The sequence below is a fragment of the Chitinispirillales bacterium ANBcel5 genome, from assembly GCA_029688955.1.
Lineage (GTDB): Bacteria > Fibrobacterota > Chitinivibrionia > Chitinivibrionales > Chitinispirillaceae > Cellulosispirillum > Cellulosispirillum alkaliphilum.
Genome location: JARUKZ010000020.1, coordinates 1 through 15,937 on the forward strand (window position 1 = coordinate 1; position 15,937 = coordinate 15,937).

Sequence of the window (15,937 nt, forward strand, 5' to 3'; positions counted from 1 at the left end):
TTCTTTTGGGTATCCATGAAGTTAATATAATTCAGGTAAAAGGGGAGGGTGGGGAAGTCTTGGGGTCTTTGGCTCACGCTGAGGGGGAAAATTCAGGGGATTGGATAGGGGGCGGCCGAAGATGAGCGGTACTATCCGGTAATTGTACTAACGGTCCAGAGTAAGTACTTCAAATAAACTTATACAATCCAGCCTCGTTTATTAAGTAAGAAACTCACTTTTTACAAATCCTGATTGGTTAAACATATACCTGAAGGAAAGGAACAGATTCATATAAATACCAATGGTTGATGAAGCAAATATCGCCAGCATTATCCCCACCTGATATCTGATTGCGATAAGAGGTGATGAGCCGCCAAGAATCTGTCCGGTCATCATACCCGGAAGGGAAACTATTCCCATCGTTGCAACAGTAGAGATGGTTGGCAACAGAGCACTCTTTACTGAATTTATGAAAAATGGCTGTACCGCTTCAAATGGAGTCGCTCCCATAAATAAGCTGCTAAGGTACTCTTTTTCATTATGTTTTATCTGAGTGACAAAGCGATCGAGGCCAATAACATTTCCCCTCAAGCTGTTTCCCACAATCATGCCCGCAATAGGGATAAGATAGCGTGCATCATAGAGAGGCTGAGGCTGTATTCCTAAGGCAATAAACACTGAAGCAATTATTATTGTGCTGGTAAGAAGGCCGCAAAAGGTTATCAGGAGCATGGGTTTGCTCTTAACTCCTGCATTGGAATTAACATTGAACCCGGCAATTATGATCATTATCAGTATCCACAGTGCATTCAACAGGAAGTTATTCATTGTAAAAACTACCTGAAGATACACCCCTACAAGAAAAAGCTGTACCGACATGCGCGCGATAGAGATTATCGACTTTTTTACAAGTTTAATGCCGGTAAAATGAAAGAGTACAAGTGGAATAGCCGCGAGGGCATAAATTATAATCAGACCGGTAAGTGTAATATCCTGAGTTTCCATAGTACCGTTATCCGTTTCTTAGAGTCCGGGAGTTTGGGATTACCGTTGCCGTTTTGTTGCTCAGCTGAATTGTCTGGTCAAAAGCTGAGCGCCATTTGGAATTGTGGGAAATGACAAGCATTGTAGTGTTGATTTGCTTGAGTAGGGTTAAAATGGCGGTTTCATTTTCTTCATCCAAAGCAGAGGCCGGCTCATCGATTAACAAAAGATCCCGCTTAAGCAGAAGCGCCCTGGCAATCGCAATACGCTGTTTTTCACCCCCTGATAATACACTAATGTCCCTTAGCAGCATCTCCTGAGACAGGTTTACATCACTGAGCGTGTTTTTAAGTATGTTATCAGTAGGTGATAGTTTTTTGTTGGCCTTAAATGAAAAGGGAAGAAGAAGCGCGTCTTTTACGGTTTGTGCTCCTAACGCCGGCTCCTGTGGCAGGTAGGCAACATAGGTACGTAGCATTTGCATAGCTGCGGTATCAAGCTCATTACCATCAATGAAAACCTGCCCTTCAGAAGGGCGATGTTTACCAAGAATCGTAAGAAAAAGTGTTGATTTCCCGGACCCTGATCCACCCTGTACTAAAATCTTCTGCCTCTTTTGAACAGAAAAAGTGATATTCTCAAGTATAGGTGTGCCTGCGTTGTCGTTTATACAAACATTCTTAAACTCTATGATCGGATTATCAGACATTTTAGTACTCGTTTGTTTCTACTGCTGTATTTGAGGAAATCGTTATGGTATTTCGACCAGATATATATGGTTCCACTCTTTTCCTGTAAGATACCATCTTTCTTGCTCGCCGCAGTAGGCCACACCATTTAAAACCTGTTCATGGTTGAGGGGCTGTTCACGTTGTACCAGATCTCTGCAGTCAATGATTCGGGTAACAACGCCGCTGGAAAGGTCTATTTCGGCGATGAACGCCTGAGTAAACACATTGGCATAGACCTTACCATTTAAGTATTCGAGCTCATTAAGGTTACGTAAAGGTTTGCCATCAAGGGTAACAGGAATCTTTTTTTGAACAGAAAAGTTCTGATCCCTTAAATACAGTGTATCGGAACCATTAGTCAAAATAAAGGTTTGTGAATCACTTGTTAAACCCCATCCCTCACCGCTGTATCTGAAGGTTCCCCGGTTTTCAAGGTCCGGGAAACTGTATCTGATCGCGACACCCTCCTGCCAGGTTAATTGCACCAGCTCATCCCCAAGAATCGCTATCCCCTCCCCGAAAACACCGGGCACATCGATCTTTTGCTGTATCTCTCCTGAGTGCCGGTCTATTTGCCTGAGGCTGGAACGTCCAACTATCCCTGTACTTTGATACAGGTAATCACCTCTGCATAGAAAACCCTGTGTGAATGCCAGGGTATCGTGGGGAAGAGTGGAGACTATCTGTGGTCTGACCACCGGTACAGAAACCGACGGAAGCCGGGGGGTATTTGAGCGCTGGGCACAAACGGATAATGATGCTAAAAGAATAAAACTGATAACTGTAGCTTTTATTTTCATTCTATAGTTCGCCATCCTTCTGAAGTAACTCTCTAAAATAGAAGCTTTCGGGCGTGTGATGCAAATTGTGGGGATAAAAACAAGCAGTGTTGTTCGGTACAGTATTTGAATACACGATGTTGCTGTGTGTTCTAACTACAAATTGAGGGTGTATGGAAAAGGATATTGTCAGGACTTTGGATTGCCACTCCCGGGCTGATATCAGTAACACCGAATGGCTTGTTACCAATGGTCTGGGCGGGTATGCTTCGGGAACCGTTTCGGGGGTGATGACACGGCGATATCATGGGATGTTGATTGCATCCCATAGTTTTAGGCGCCTTATGATGCTAAATTTTTTGGAAGAGATGGTAGAGCAGGATAGAAGCTCCGTTTTCCTGAATGGTGACCAACCAGAGTTTAGAGAACAGAAAGTTGAACAGAGAGAGTGTCTTTGTGAGTTTCGCCTCGATAACGGATTGCCGGTATGGCTATATAAAACAGAGTTTGGAACCATAGAAAAACGACTATGCATGTCCTATGGAAACAATACAGTGGCACTGCGTTACAGTCTTACTGAGGGAAGCGATGAATTGAAGTTAACCCTTACTCCTTATATGAATTTCAGGGGGCATGGCGAAAGCAAGGAACTTGAAAACTTCGATGATTATACCATAATAGTGGCAAAGAACGGGGTAGAGGTAACCAAGAGTACTGAATACCCTTCCTTAAAACTTTCAGGTGCAGGTTTTGATTTTAAAGCTGGCAAAGAGAACAAAGAAGTGTGGTACAGTGAAGAATACAATAACGGTTACTCACCCGGCGAGTGGTTGTTTAGCCCCGGAAAGTTGCAAGCTCGTCTCAGGTGCGGGGAAGAGGTTTCGGTACTGATTTCAACAGAGGAGTGGGAGCAGATCAACTCCACAGCTCCCCGGGAGCTTTTTGGTGCTGCAAAGAATAGGGCAAAAAAGTTGATCAGCACTGCACTGCCAGAGGCGCAGCTCGGGGATAGGGCTGAGCTGGTTTTAGCTGCTGATCAGTTTATTGTCGATTATGGCAGAGAAGAACGTGCACTCTCCAAGACCGTTGTGGCCGGGTATCATTGGTTTGGCGACTGGGGACGAGACACAATGATTAGCCTTGAAGGGCTTACGCTCTGTACTGGAAGAACAGCTGAAGCGGCATCTGTTTTGACTACCTTTGCAAAGCATATTAAAAACGGCCTCATTCCCAATCTTTTCCCTGAAGGGGCCAATGTAGGGGCGTATCACACTGCTGATGCAACGCTTTGGTTTTTCCACGCTTTCGATCGTTACGTATCGATTACTTCGGATAAAAGCATGATCCCCTGGTTTAACCGCTTGTTTGAGGATATCATTGAACATCATTTAAATGGAACCGATTTTTGCATCGCTGTGGATAAGCAGGATATGCTTCTTAGTCAGGGGCAGCAAGATTTTCAGCTTACCTGGATGGATGCCAAAGTTGATGGCTGGGTGGTTACACCAAGACGGGGAAAAGCGGTAGAGGTTAATGCTCTTTGGTTCAATGCTTTAAAAGTGGCTCAGAAGTATGCCCGTATAAATAATGATGGAAACAATGAAAAACGATACGCAGAGATAGCAAAGAGAGTCAGGGAATCTTTTAACGATAGATTCTGGTATGATGATGGAGGGTATTTGTTTGATGTTATCGACGGAGAGCAGGGTGAGGATGTTTCACTGAGGCCAAATCAGATATTTGCAGTCTCGTTGCCCAATGCTGTGTTAGATCAAATCCGTTGGGGATCGGTTCTGCAGGTGGTAAAAGAGAAACTGCTTACTCCTGTTGGTTTGCGTACACTTTCACAGGGGCATCCCGATTACAAACCAGTCTACTTTGGTACCATTCAATCCAGGGATGCTGCGTATCACCAGGGAACTGTATGGCCCTGGTTGATTGGGCCTTTCATAGATGCATGGTTAAAAACATACCCCAAAGAGATCAGTCAGGCACATTCGTTTCTTGAGGGTATAAAAGATAACCTGAATTATGGATGCATAGGGTCGATCAATGAAATATTTGACGCAGAACCGCCATTTAAGCCAAAGGGATGCATTGCTCAGGCATGGAGTGTGGCAGAAGTGTTACGCTCCCTTATTCAGTTAAACAAACAGGGATGATTAAGGTCAGGAACCGGGTTCCTGAAGTTTGAGGCCGAGCTTTTCTTTTCTCTTTTTTGTCTTACTACGGCTACTCGATTTGTCGAATATTAAAAATATTCCGCCTGGCAAACTGGCACTGATGGCCACGATGGAGGCAAGAAACCCCAGCACAAATGCTGCTTCAGCCTGAAGTCCCGCAAGGGAGAAAAGTGCCCCTGCAATAGTTTCACGAAAGCCAAAGGGCAGTGGTATCGTAGTCATAATGCCTGTAATGGGAATAAGCACAAAGAAGTAGCCTATATTGCTGCTGGTCACCAAACCAAGGGAATGGGCAACAAGAATGTAGGATGATATGCGGAGCACCTGCGTTATGGTTGATAGGCTGGCGATGGTGGATAGCAGTTTTATATCACGGGCATTTATAAGCATCTCTGAAAGTATCGCCCTGAGGCCAAGTTTTCTAAGGGGACCAAAGTAGTCGGTAACAGTGAAAACAGCACGCTGAAGGGGCTTTAGCGTTAAAAAGGTCATTATGCCGGCGAAAATCATAAACATCACAGCAAGGGTTAAACTGACAAGATTTATCATCGAGTCATTTAATCCACCACTTGAGAGCACAATCAGGCTTCCGGTAACAGCGAATCCACACAGCACCCAAAGCCCGGCAAAGCGGTCGAGAAACGTGGCAGCCAGTCCTTTTTTTCCCTCATTTTCGTGGCTGTGGATGGCTGCAACTCTAACCGCATCACCCAAAATTCCGCCCAAAAGGAAGTTGCTGAAAAAAAGCCCCATAAAGTAGATCTTACAGGCGCGGCTCCGGGGTGTTTGGATACCGCGGTTTTTAAGCAGTGTATGCCACTGCAGTACTCCCGATATTATGCTCACCGTGAAAATTGCCAGGGAAAGAAATAACCAGAGCAGGTTGGTATGCAATACCGTGTGGACAATATTCTCCCACCCTAGTTTTGAAATTACCGTTGCGATTATCGTAATGGTGAGACATAATTTAGCCCAGCGGGGAAATTTTATGTTGAAGAGATTCTTCAATTACTCGGTCCTTTCGGCTTGAAATCGGCTCACTTTTCTGCAACTATCTCGATCGTTGGAGCCAGTGATGGGATAATGCAGCGGGAAAGGAGAAAGGGGGGTAAAAGTGCAATGTCCACAAATTTGGTAAAAAGACCCTCCAGAATACCATGTTTCATCTTTTTGTCTTTTAAAACAGCCCGCAATGCACTGTTTACTTCCAGAGTGAGGCTGTCCCACAGGGGTATAGATACTTTTACCCTGCTAAATCCGGCACTTTCAAGCAGGTGGCGAATGGAATCGGGAGAGAAAAACCGGATATGCGTGGGATCTTCAAAATTCCACCATGCCTCTTTAAAAAGGGTTAGTCCCTTTGATGCGCCATTTGGAGTGAGCAGATAGAGTGTGCCGCCCTTTTTCAGTGCCGCAGCACATTTTTTCATAACGGCTACAGGATCTTTAAGGTGCTCAGCTACATGGATAGCGTACACAAAATCAAAGGATTCCTCTGGTAATGCGATATTTTCAACGCTGTCGAGATAGAGCGTGCCATTCTGTGCAATAAGGGGGGGGGTATCCTTTTCTAACAAACCAGCTTCTATTCCACTAATAGAATGTCCAGCTTTGTGCATCTCTGCCAGGAGTTTTCCTGAGCCAAAACCAATTTCGAGAACGGAGAGGCGGTGTTGACCTTTCAGTAATTTTCTGATGCGCCTTAGAGTTAGTGTCGACCGGATCGCATCAAAGGAATCTGACCCTCCCCACGCATGGAGACGGGCACCAGCGTGGCAAACATCCAGATCTCGCATGCTATGGCGGCAGGTATTGCAGCAAAAAAGAAATGATTCCTTTCCCACAAATCGTTTATAGGTAGTACTTCCGCAGATTTCACAGGCTCGTGTTTCGCTCATAACGTCTACTACGTATCCAGTCTCAAATTATTCCGTACTCGTAACAGAAAACAGATGATTTTGATAGAAGAATAAAGGATTGAATCTCAGCAGGTTCTGATTTTTTCAACCGATTTAAAATAGTTGGCGCAGAGATAATGATCAACAATTGAGGAAGGAAAAGCATAAAACATAAGGGAGCTGCAGCCCCCCTCCCTCCCTAATCTTTTGATTAAAAAAAGTATCTTGCTCCCAATCCTCCGTTTAACGTGAGCTCGGGATAGGGGGAAAAGACAAGCACCGGAGCAAGTTCAAAGAAAATATTGAGGTGCTCGGATTGATGGATCCAGGAAAATCCAAGGGGAAAACGAACGCCAAAGCGATAGTCCACATACCTGTTATCCCTGCGATAGTAATAATCACCAAAGTTAGCCATCAGACCCGGGCCGTAAAAAATCGAGAGCTTTTCGCTGGTATTAAAGACTGAAAAATTGTGGATAAGATAATCAAAAGAAAGGTGTACACTGTTACCATCATGCCGGTAATAGTACCTGTCATCACATCTCCACTGAAGATCACAGTACTCTCTGCTAAGCCCATGACGGGTTCTGTTGTAACAACGTTCATCTCTGTAGTAGCAATTATCACTGCCCCTTCTTCCCCAGGCATTATTCCATCCCAGGGAGAAACTGAGTGCCGAAGCGGAACTTACCCACAGTTTGGCATTGAACGCGATTGGTTCACCCAGAATTAGTCCCACCCCGAATTGGTTGGATTGAGCCGAAGCTGTGGAAACAAATGCGGTACATATAGTTAGGATCAGAGCAAATCTTTTTATCATCTCTTCCCTGCTTAGTTAAAGTGCTGTAGTTTTGGTGCCAGTTTTATCATTCAATACCCTGTTTATGATTGCTATAACTAAGATAGCATCAATAATAGTAATAAATCAAGATCAATGGGTTGTAAAAAAATATGATAAATTGCTTACCCTTGTGCATCAGCGAGTAATTATTCAGTATATTAGTAAGAGTGCACAATAAATAAGATAAACAAGCTTAAGCTAAAGGATCAGGGTATGAGGAAAATGCCTTTGGGAGTGGTACTTTTTTGTGCTTTATACATAGGCTGCAACAGTAGCAGGCATGCTGATAATGATTTAGGGACAATCTTTGATGAAATACGGGTAAGCATTACCCATCAGGAGTGGGATATTGCACTGGAGATGTTAAAGTTTACCCAACTGAGGCATGCTGAATACTATTACCTTTTATCCCATACCTATGCAGGCATGGCTCTTGAGCAAGATCGAGACTCGGCAGGCGTTAACCCTGAGTTTTATTTAAAAGCCAGTGAGGCAATGGAAAAAGCCATATCTCTGGATTCCTCGTTTTCTAAAATCATGGATCTAAACCCTTATGATAAGCTGGGGTTAATCTGGGGCTCTCTTGCGCTAAGTTATCTCTTTGAGAACAAGTACGACAAAGCCCAGTGGTGTTTTGAAGAGGGTAAACAACGGGGTGCTTTTTATGAAGCGTACCTTGATTACGGGTATAATCTTCTCTCTTCATGCCAAAAGAATGGTATTCTTCTCACCAGTGGGGGAATAGATACCTATGCTGCTCTTTACTGGCAAATCGTTTCCAATTACCGTAGAGATGTTACAGTAATATGTCTTCAAAATCTTGACAATAAGAAGTTTGTACAACACTTGAGTAGCAGGGGAGTTGATTTTGGTTTATGTGATGACTTTCGTGCCTCAATTTCTAATCAAAAAAACCCGTTCACACAACCCTATCTACATCAACTTAAAAATGCAGGCTTTATGATAACGATTCCGGACAGGTCTCAAAAAGAACTCTTGTTTGTTCAGGATGTGCTTCTGGTAAATCTTGTTAATGCGAACTATCGCTCACGACCGATCTATTTTTCAAGTGCTGTAAGTAAGCAGGGACTTTATGCTTTTAACAATGTACTTACGCTTGAAGGATTAGTGAAACGATTGACGGCTGATGTCGCGGGAGATGCTGTCGAGAAAAGAGTGTGTTTTGAAAGTTTGGAAGTTAATCTTTTGAAAACTTACAACTATGATGGTTTGCTTAATGAGCATACAAGTGAAAATAAAAAATCTTCTGAGCTGCAAAACCACTACGTAAGCGTTCTCTTGTCTGCTATAAATGCCTTTTTATTTAAAGAAGATTATGAGAATGCAGCTCCGTTTATATCCAAATTGGAGAATGTTTTCCATTCCGTTGAAGGTACTATTAAAGTAGATTTTTAATAAACTTACAATCTTATGTGCAGTCGAGCTGTTTTTATTCCCATATTTTTTCATAAGAATAGGCACTCAGTATGTTTTCCGATATCGAATCTTTTCTTAAGAGCTTATCCTTAAACGAATCCTTCACCGTTGGTTCAAAGAAACTCGCTTCTTTCTTCAGAGATCGTGAGGACAAAGAAGATCCGGCTACTACACTGATTGCTGTACTTACCAGCGCAGGTAAAACAAAATTAGGTGAGTATATAGTGTTTTCCATGCTGGATACTTCCCGGTCCGATTTAGATCTACTCAGTGAGGCATTGTACCTACGTAATGTTACACGGTTGTTGCTAAAAGTTAAAACCGGACATAATACTTCAGCGAAGGTAAGCGAACTGATCGATCGTTTTCAGGGTAGTCTCAGTATGAGTGATGCAGATATGGTTTTTGCACTCAGAGATGCTATAAGGGGACAAACTCAGGCAGGAAAGAGACCGTTTTCACTGGGAAGGGTTAACCATTGCCGCCTGGCTGCTATTTTAAGGCTTGAAGCAGAATCGATGAAACTACGTCTGAATTCAATTGCAGACCAGGTAGGATCTTACGACATGAGAAGGATGGCTAAAGTATTGCCATTAATCTCTATTGGGGAGGAGATGGCTTTGTGTATCGCTAATCTGGCTCAAAAAATAGAAACCAAAGAGAATTTGGGGCAGCCGGTTATGAGTTTTGCCTATGCATTTAAAACCACTGAAAATTTTAATAAGTGGTTTGCTAAAGTATCACAGGAACAAAGGCTTTCTGTCTTTAGCAGAGCGTTTATAAAACAGAGTCGTGTGGTAATTCCAACACCAACTCTTATTGCTCTTTCTTCGATTTCCAGGTTAGCACTGGGGGATAATTCAGATCCAATCTCGTGGATAGACTACACTCTTGAGGGTTGCAGCGTACACTCCTTTAAGATAGATGCAAGAGCGGGGGCCCGAAAACTTGGAGACGCAAATGGTTTTATAAAGGAGGGAACTGTTATCCGGGGGGAGTATGATAACCTCAATCACGCCTATTTAACCGCTCCCGACATGCTTACCAAATCATTTAAAAGAGATGACGAGCCAAGCGCTATGGAGCTGGTAGCTCTTTATATACAAAACGATATGATGCTTGGAAGATTACTGGACAATCCCAGGGTAATTAGCTCAGCCGGTGTTGTTGAGAAGGTTGCTACTTTAAGCAGATCCATGGCGATTCTTCAAAAGATTGCATCCAGACGAGAGCTTCACTCCGGGCAGGCAAATCGAGGAGTTGTAAAAGCACTACTTAAAAATCCCACCAATATTCCCATGACTCTTCTAAGGCCGCTTATTAATTTCAGGCATCTTTCACTTGCGGAGATGAAAGAGATGATACGTTCACCGTATGGCATCAGAAGACAGGTATATAGTGAAATAAAGGCACAGGTTAACACGAAACGATAGAATGAAGAGCATACCTACAGTTCCGTTGACAGAAAAATTAAAGCATCCTCTGTTGTTTGGGCTAAGAGTAGTATTCTGTCGAGTTTTGAGATTGAAAGCATATTAAGTAAATAGCCACTTGCACCACTTATAATGAGTCTGCCACCAAAATCACGGCACTTCATATGAAGGTTCACAATCTGTCCTATAGCCACAGAATAGATATTTTTCACTCCCGAAAGATCCAGAACAATACGGTTTTGAATGAGGGGCTCAAGTTTCTTAATGGTTGTTTCCAGTGTAGTAGCGTTTAAATTATTGAGTACACCGGTGCAGCTTATTATAACAATTCCGTCATCACGTGTTGTGACTTTTACGGTACTTGAATTTTGTTTTTGAAAATAGGGGCACTCGATACACTCTTTAGCAGTTTTGCCGGAGCCATTTTGAAGCGATGTGTTTTTGTGCGTCCAGCAGGGATCAGTTACCTTTTTTGGGGAATCACAGTGAATGTTTGGATAATTAAAACAGCCAGAACGCTTATCTTTGCTGCAATTTGTATTCTTATAATGCCTCAAACAAGTTTCTCCTTATATGAAAAACTGATACTTAGCTATAGTACATACAAATTTCCTGCCATACTGTTTCAATAGACGAGAAAAAGGTCTGTTTTGAGGTAAAAAGGGTGTGAAAGTAGTGCAGAATGTGTTTAGCCTGCAACAGTTTTGCTATTTTTGCAGGTTTTTGTTGACATGCCATGTGTGGATTGTTTATTTTAGATTTTCTAAACGACGCGAGAGTAGCTCAGTGGTAGAGCTCCACCTTGCCAAGGTGGCTGTCGCGGGTTCAAATCCCGTCTCTCGCTCCAAATTTGCGGGTTTCCTTTCTCGCCCAAAGGAAACCCTATTCTTTTTAAGGCGGCATAGCCAAGTGGTAAGGCAGAGGTCTGCAAAACCTTTATTCCCCAGTTCGAATCTGGGTGCCGCCTCCAAACCTTCCTTCATACTGAGCCACTACCCGAAAAAAATATATCAATCCATTCTATCTCTTATAGTATAGCTGTGCGTTTGCTGAGAGTGTGTAATCATCTCACCAATCAGTCCTATTGAAATGATCTGCACGCCAACAATCATTGAGCCCAGAGCGAGTATCATCAACGGGCGCACACGCATCATTCCTGTTATCGCCCACTGGATAGTAAAATGTCCCATAACTCCCATACCAATCAGAATCAGTACTAACCCCAGTAACCCAAAAAAATGAAGTGGGCTCTTTAAATAGCGCTTCAGAAAAAGCAGGGTTATCATATCCATAATACCATTGAACATGCGGCCAAACCCGTATTTTGATTTGCCAAATTTGCGGGGATGGTGAGGTACAACGATCTCTGTTACTGAAAACCCCTCCCAGTAAGCGAGGGCAGGAAGGTATCTGTGGCGCTCTCCATAAATGTGTATAGATTTGGCTGCTTGTGATCGGTATGCCTTAAAACCACAATTAAAGTCATGGATTTTTACACCAGAAGTTATCGCTGTAATACGGTTCCATACCTTAGAAGGCAGTGTTTTTGATAGTGGATCATGACGAATTTTTTTCCATCCGCTTACGACATCCCATCCCTCATTAATTTTTGCAACCATCTCGGGAATTGCCACAGGGTCATCCTGAAGGTCCGCATCCATGGTGATAATTACCTGGCCATCGGCTTCCTGAATACCAGCACTTAATGCAGCTGATTTTCCAAAGTTACGACTGAATCGGTACGCTTTTATCTTTTTGCCGAATTGCTCTTTTAACTTCTTCAGCTCATTGAATGAACCATCTGTGCTACCATCATCTACAAATATTACTTCAAAACGTAAATTTTGGGGTTCAAGTGTTTTATCTATCGCTTCCATGAGGTGTGGAAGACTTTCATTTTCATTATAGACCGGAACAACTATCGATAAATCCATGTTACCTACCGTGATCGATTTTTCGGGAAAAGGTTTGTTAGTTAAAGGTAAAGAAGTCATTATTGCTACTTTTATAAGGGTTTTTGGGTAATTAGGGCCAGTATGCTCCTAATTACGATTTAAAGGTAAAAAATTACACCTTTTGGGTAACGATTTTTTCAATCCATCTCTCCATTCTCTCTGCACTGTCATCCCAGGAAAACTTCAAAGCCCAATCCCTTCCCTGCCTTTGAAAACTAATTCGTTTTGAAGAATCATTCAACACTTCCTCAATACAGCAGGCAAGAGAGTGTGGATCATTTTCCTTGAAAAGCAATCCTGTTTTTCCATGATCAACAGAGTCTCTAAGCCCCGGTGCATTATTGGCAATAACAGCTGTGCCGCACGCTGATGCTTCAATGTTTGTTATTCCCCATCCTTCTTTAAGGCTTGGGTTTACAAAAATCGTTGCCCTTCTGAGCAGATCAATTTTTTCTTCTTCTGAAACACGGCCTTTAAAAACTACATGCTCCTGGATTTTAAGCTCTTTGGTGCGGCGCACTAAGTAGGGAAGATCATCTCCGGAGCCTGCAATTACAAAAGAAACAGTTTGACCCTTTTTTATAAGAATCTGCATAGCTTCAAAAATGAGGTCTATTCTTTTGTACCGTTTCAGACGGCCGACGTAAAGAAGTGTCGCATTCTCTTTTTTAATAGATGGGTCTGGGCTGAAATGGTCTGAGTCAACACTGTTCTCAATGATGTCCATATTTTCAGCGGGAACCCCTAAATCTATAAGTTCCCTGGCTGTACTTTCTGATACAGCGCAACAGGGAACACTACGGTACCCCCATCCAAACAGCCGCTCCATGGTATAAATATAAAGCCCGAACGGTTTCGATGTTTCTTCAAAGATCGTATGCCCGAAAAGATGGTGAAACAATGCACCTACCGGTTTTGAAGAAAACCATTTTGAACTGAAAAACGGCAGTTTGTTAACATCATCGATAATGCAGTGAAACTGTTTCTTTTTCATCAGTTTTTTAATTAAAAAGGGTGCCTGCCAGTTGAAAAAGAAATTGTTGGCAAGCCGAAATATTTCTATTCCATTCACGATCTCGTGTTTTGGGCTTCGGTAAAACTTTGTCGTAAGCAAAGTGACACTATGTCCACGATTTACCAGCCGTCTAAAAATTTCGGTAAAGTGGATCTCTGCACCTCCTGCCTGGGGGTGCACAATGTCACGCCAATTTAATACAAGTATGTTCATTTCTTTGTCTGTTGCCTACGCTTTACGATACTATATGAAATAATGCCAGCGGTTATCAAAAGAGAAAACAAAGTACCAACCAAACCAGCTTTAAATGACTCATCCTCAAATCGGCAAACTACAGTATGTTTACCAGCCGAAACCGGTATTGCTCTCAGAGCATATTGTGCTCTGTATAACGGCTTCTCTTCACCATTGACGTAGGCTTTCCAGGCCGGATAGTAAATTTCGCTAAGTATAAGAAACCCATCCTTTTCGGTTTCAACCTCAAGGGTGATTTCATTAAGACTGTAGGAGGTGATTTCTACAGTATAGTTCCCCTCCTGAGATGGTGAAATGATTGGTTTCTCTTCGAGTATTACAGAATTGCGATGATCAAAATCCGCAGAATGTATTCTTGAGAGAATTTTTGATTCATCGGTTTCAATTTCATAGGAATAAGCCATCCAGGCTCTGGGTTGATAGCTTGGATGAGTAACTATACTCATCTGGTTGGAATTATTGACATGAATTTTATATTTCACATTCATCAGATCTAAAGATCGGGGACGTCGGTCAACAATTTGCCGGTTAAGCCTTAGTTGGTTATATCCTTCCATAAGAAATAAGCGATGAACGCTACCCTGGTTACGATGCAAAAACATAAACGGACCACCGATTTCATAGCTTCCGGGGTTTGTTCCACGGGAATTGATACGGAAGAATTCTTTCTCCTGCTGTTCTTGGAGTTGTTTGACAAGGTCAGTATGGCTAAAAACCCTGGATGGGTCGTCGCTGCCTCTTGAGGCATACCCCATACCGAAAGATCCCAGGTCTGCAAAAACAATAATTAGAGCACATGTTGCGGTCATTTTTGTTGTAAGAATGCCCTTGAAGTTTAGAAAGATAAGAGCAGCAGAAAGCAAAATAAACAAAAGTGCTTTAACAGAAGCATTTACAGCTGCCGGGTAAGCTTCCTGATCAACAAAGGCCGAAATGGATGCCTGGTCTGACCCAAATACTCCTGCATTGAGGATAAAGCTGTTGATGGTTTGTTTAAAAGCTCCCGAAGACAAAAGAAGCACAAGTAGGACAGAGACAGAAACACCTGAAATAAGGGCAAGTTTCAAATTCTTTTGAGTGGAAGGCTTAAGGTTTTTGCTGGTAGTTAAAAGCCATTGCAATCCGTAAGCAGAAAGGATCGATACAGAGGTAATGAAAATGTAGGCGAATCGGGCAGGTACTCTGAATCGATCAAGGCCAGGCAGTAGCCTGAATACAATGCCAAAAAGGAAAAACGAATCTCCCATTGCAAGCAGAATGGATACTACCCCAATAATAACAAGAAAGAGCACAATAGGTTTTTTAATGAAAATTGCAGCTCCGAAAATAGAGAGTAGCAGAGGAAGAATACCTACATAGGCTGCTGTTTCCCAGTAATTATGAGTTCCGCCCCTTGTGTCTCTTTGAGAAATTCCCCAGTAAGAATCAGGGTCTCCATAGAAGTCTGGTGCAAGTAGTGTTAAAAACCTGTATGGTCGAAAACTGCCTTCGCTTGCTTCCTCAAGAGTCATAGTTTGGCGACTTGTTTCTTCGGAAAGGGCTGAAGTGGGTAAAAGTTGAAGCGATGATAGCCCAATACTTAAAACTACCATACCAGTAAAGAGCCCGCCCCGAATAGCTTCCTGTTTAAAAGTGGTCTTCTTTTTAACAGTGTCATATATAAAAGAAAAAAGGTAAAAAGAACCAAGCCAATAGTAAATATGCACCATAAGCTGGGGATGGCCAGCGTAAAAGGATACCGAAAGAGTTAAGGAGCAAAGGGCAAGGTACAATATACTCTTATACTCTAGCATTCGTCTGAAAAACAGTATGATTAGTGGAAACCAGGTAGCAGCATGGATTATGTTGGTGTGAAAAATATGTGCTGTCATGTAGGCAGAAAACATATAGACAATGGCTGCCAATAGAGAACTGGATGTCAAAAGCTTTAGATCTTTTGCAAGAAGATACATGAAAAGACCTGAAAGAAATATATGGAACACTAATTGAATTTGGAAAACAGATGAATCGAGCCAGGTTTCAGAGGCAAACGGTACTAAAATCAGGTTTAAAGGATACAGTACAGCGGTTTGTATATCTGCGAAAAAAGGCATTCCGGAGAAAACATAGGGATTCCAAAAAGGGAAAACACCCTCTCTGAGTGCAGTGGAAGCAAAAAGTCTGTAGGGGAAATTTTGTTGTATGTAATCGTTCCATAAAAAGCCACTACCACTCAATAATTGCCAGTAGTAGATGATGGTAAGAATTAAAAGTGTAGTCGCAGCAATATATCTACTTGGTATATTTACAGAAGATTTAGCGGGTTTGTTTTGGATCGAATTATCTGGCGGATTATGTTTGGCTACAGGTGTTTTCTTTTTTTTTGAAGTTTTCTGCATGGTATCTCCGAAAACAAGAGTGCTTTTCCGGATATAAACTATCCGGAAAAGACGCTTAGGGTACTT

13 protein-coding genes and 2 tRNA genes are annotated in these 15,937 nt (G+C 42.4%); 5 read left to right on the plus strand and 10 right to left on the minus strand.

The window, feature by feature from the left end; translation table 11 throughout:
• Positions 1–201 precede the first annotated feature (201 nt).
• From QA601_11545 to QA601_11555, 3 genes are read right to left on the minus strand one after another with little or no spacing between them, the layout of a single operon-like run.
• The gene (locus QA601_11545; protein MDG5815716.1) at positions 202–987 is read right to left on the minus strand and encodes an ABC transporter permease; all 786 of its coding nucleotides are present in this window, start codon (positions 985–987) and stop codon (positions 202–204) included.
• Between the two features lie 7 nt (positions 988–994).
• The gene (locus tag QA601_11550; protein ID MDG5815717.1) at positions 995–1,675 is read right to left on the minus strand and encodes an ABC transporter ATP-binding protein; all 681 of its coding nucleotides are present in this window, start codon (positions 1,673–1,675) and stop codon (positions 995–997) included.
• A 42-nt stretch (positions 1,676–1,717) separates the two neighbouring features.
• A complete protein-coding gene (locus QA601_11555; protein ID MDG5815718.1) occupies positions 1,718–2,497 on the minus strand; it encodes a glutaminyl-peptide cyclotransferase in 780 nt (259 codons plus the stop codon).
• 152 nt (positions 2,498–2,649) lie between these two features.
• Here QA601_11555 and QA601_11560 point away from each other — a divergent pair, with 152 nt between their 5' ends.
• Positions 2,650–4,638, plus strand: a complete 1,989-nt coding sequence (locus QA601_11560) for an amylo-alpha-1,6-glucosidase (protein MDG5815719.1) — start codon at positions 2,650–2,652, stop codon at positions 4,636–4,638.
• Positions 4,639–4,644: 6 nt separating this feature from the next.
• Here QA601_11560 and QA601_11565 read toward each other — a convergent pair whose 3' ends face one another.
• From QA601_11565 to QA601_11575, 3 genes are all read right to left on the minus strand, one after another.
• Positions 4,645–5,667, minus strand: coding sequence for a lysylphosphatidylglycerol synthase transmembrane domain-containing protein (locus QA601_11565; GenBank protein ID MDG5815720.1), 1,023 nt, complete (start codon positions 5,665–5,667; stop codon positions 4,645–4,647).
• Positions 5,668–5,696: 29 nt separating this feature from the next.
• Positions 5,697–6,557, minus strand: coding sequence for a class I SAM-dependent methyltransferase (locus QA601_11570; GenBank protein MDG5815721.1), 861 nt, complete (start codon positions 6,555–6,557; stop codon positions 5,697–5,699).
• A 211-nt stretch (positions 6,558–6,768) separates the two neighbouring features.
• A complete protein-coding gene (locus QA601_11575) occupies positions 6,769–7,377 on the minus strand; it encodes a hypothetical protein (GenBank protein MDG5815722.1) in 609 nt (202 codons plus the stop codon).
• A gap of 234 nt (positions 7,378–7,611) precedes the next feature.
• Here QA601_11575 and QA601_11580 point away from each other — a divergent pair, with 234 nt between their 5' ends.
• Together QA601_11580 and QA601_11585 are read left to right on the plus strand one after the other, a co-directional pair.
• Positions 7,612–8,814 carry a hypothetical protein gene (locus QA601_11580; GenBank protein MDG5815723.1) on the plus strand — a complete coding sequence of 401 codons (1,203 nt, stop codon included), beginning with the start codon at positions 7,612–7,614 and terminating at the stop codon, positions 8,812–8,814.
• A gap of 71 nt (positions 8,815–8,885) precedes the next feature.
• The gene (locus QA601_11585) at positions 8,886–10,268 is read left to right on the plus strand and encodes a hypothetical protein (GenBank protein ID MDG5815724.1); all 1,383 of its coding nucleotides are present in this window, start codon (positions 8,886–8,888) and stop codon (positions 10,266–10,268) included.
• Between the two features lie 14 nt (positions 10,269–10,282).
• Here QA601_11585 and QA601_11590 read toward each other — a convergent pair whose 3' ends face one another.
• Positions 10,283–10,825, minus strand: a complete 543-nt coding sequence (locus QA601_11590; GenBank protein ID MDG5815725.1) for an STAS domain-containing protein — start codon at positions 10,823–10,825, stop codon at positions 10,283–10,285.
• 215 nt (positions 10,826–11,040) lie between these two features.
• On the opposite strand from QA601_11590, the gene QA601_11595 reads away from it, so the two are divergent.
• Both QA601_11595 and QA601_11600 read left to right on the plus strand, forming a co-directional pair.
• A tRNA-Gly gene (locus QA601_11595) sits at positions 11,041–11,115 on the plus strand.
• Between the two features lie 48 nt (positions 11,116–11,163).
• Positions 11,164–11,238, plus strand: a tRNA-Cys gene (locus QA601_11600).
• A gap of 40 nt (positions 11,239–11,278) precedes the next feature.
• On the opposite strand, the gene QA601_11605 is transcribed toward QA601_11600, so the two are convergent.
• From QA601_11605 to QA601_11615, 3 genes are all read right to left on the minus strand, one after another.
• Complete coding sequence (locus QA601_11605) at positions 11,279–12,262, minus strand: glycosyltransferase family 2 protein (protein MDG5815726.1); 984 nt, start codon at positions 12,260–12,262, stop codon at positions 11,279–11,281.
• A gap of 73 nt (positions 12,263–12,335) precedes the next feature.
• Positions 12,336–13,451 carry a glycosyltransferase family 4 protein gene (locus QA601_11610; GenBank protein ID MDG5815727.1) on the minus strand — a complete coding sequence of 372 codons (1,116 nt, stop codon included), beginning with the start codon at positions 13,449–13,451 and terminating at the stop codon, positions 12,336–12,338.
• The gene (locus tag QA601_11615) at positions 13,448–15,871 is read right to left on the minus strand and encodes a YfhO family protein (protein ID MDG5815728.1); all 2,424 of its coding nucleotides are present in this window, start codon (positions 15,869–15,871) and stop codon (positions 13,448–13,450) included. Before QA601_11615 ends, QA601_11610 begins: the two co-directional genes overlap by 4 nt.
• Between the last annotated feature and the right edge of the window lie 66 nt (positions 15,872–15,937).

Bases quoted from the DNA above. Each gene is read 5' to 3' on its own strand.
- QA601_11545 (MDG5815716.1), bottom strand. From the start codon at position 987: ATGGAAACTCAGGATATTACACTTACCGGTCTGATTATAATTTATGCC.
- QA601_11550 (MDG5815717.1), bottom strand. From the start codon at position 1,675: ATGTCTGATAATCCGATCATAGAGTTTAAGAATGTTTGTATAAACGAC.
- QA601_11555 (MDG5815718.1), bottom strand. From the start codon at position 2,497: ATGAAAATAAAAGCTACAGTTATCAGTTTTATTCTTTTAGCATCATTA.
- QA601_11560 (MDG5815719.1), top strand. From the start codon at position 2,650: ATGGAAAAGGATATTGTCAGGACTTTGGATTGCCACTCCCGGGCTGAT.
- QA601_11570 (MDG5815721.1), bottom strand. From the start codon at position 6,557: ATGAGCGAAACACGAGCCTGTGAAATCTGCGGAAGTACTACCTATAAA.
- QA601_11575 (MDG5815722.1), bottom strand. From the start codon at position 7,377: ATGATAAAAAGATTTGCTCTGATCCTAACTATATGTACCGCATTTGTT.
- QA601_11580 (MDG5815723.1), top strand. From the start codon at position 7,612: ATGAGGAAAATGCCTTTGGGAGTGGTACTTTTTTGTGCTTTATACATA.
- QA601_11585 (MDG5815724.1), top strand. From the start codon at position 8,886: ATGTTTTCCGATATCGAATCTTTTCTTAAGAGCTTATCCTTAAACGAA.
- QA601_11605 (MDG5815726.1), bottom strand. From the start codon at position 12,262: ATGACTTCTTTACCTTTAACTAACAAACCTTTTCCCGAAAAATCGATC.
- QA601_11610 (MDG5815727.1), bottom strand. From the start codon at position 13,451: ATGAACATACTTGTATTAAATTGGCGTGACATTGTGCACCCCCAGGCA.
- QA601_11615 (MDG5815728.1), bottom strand. From the start codon at position 15,871: ATGCAGAAAACTTCAAAAAAAAAGAAAACACCTGTAGCCAAACATAAT.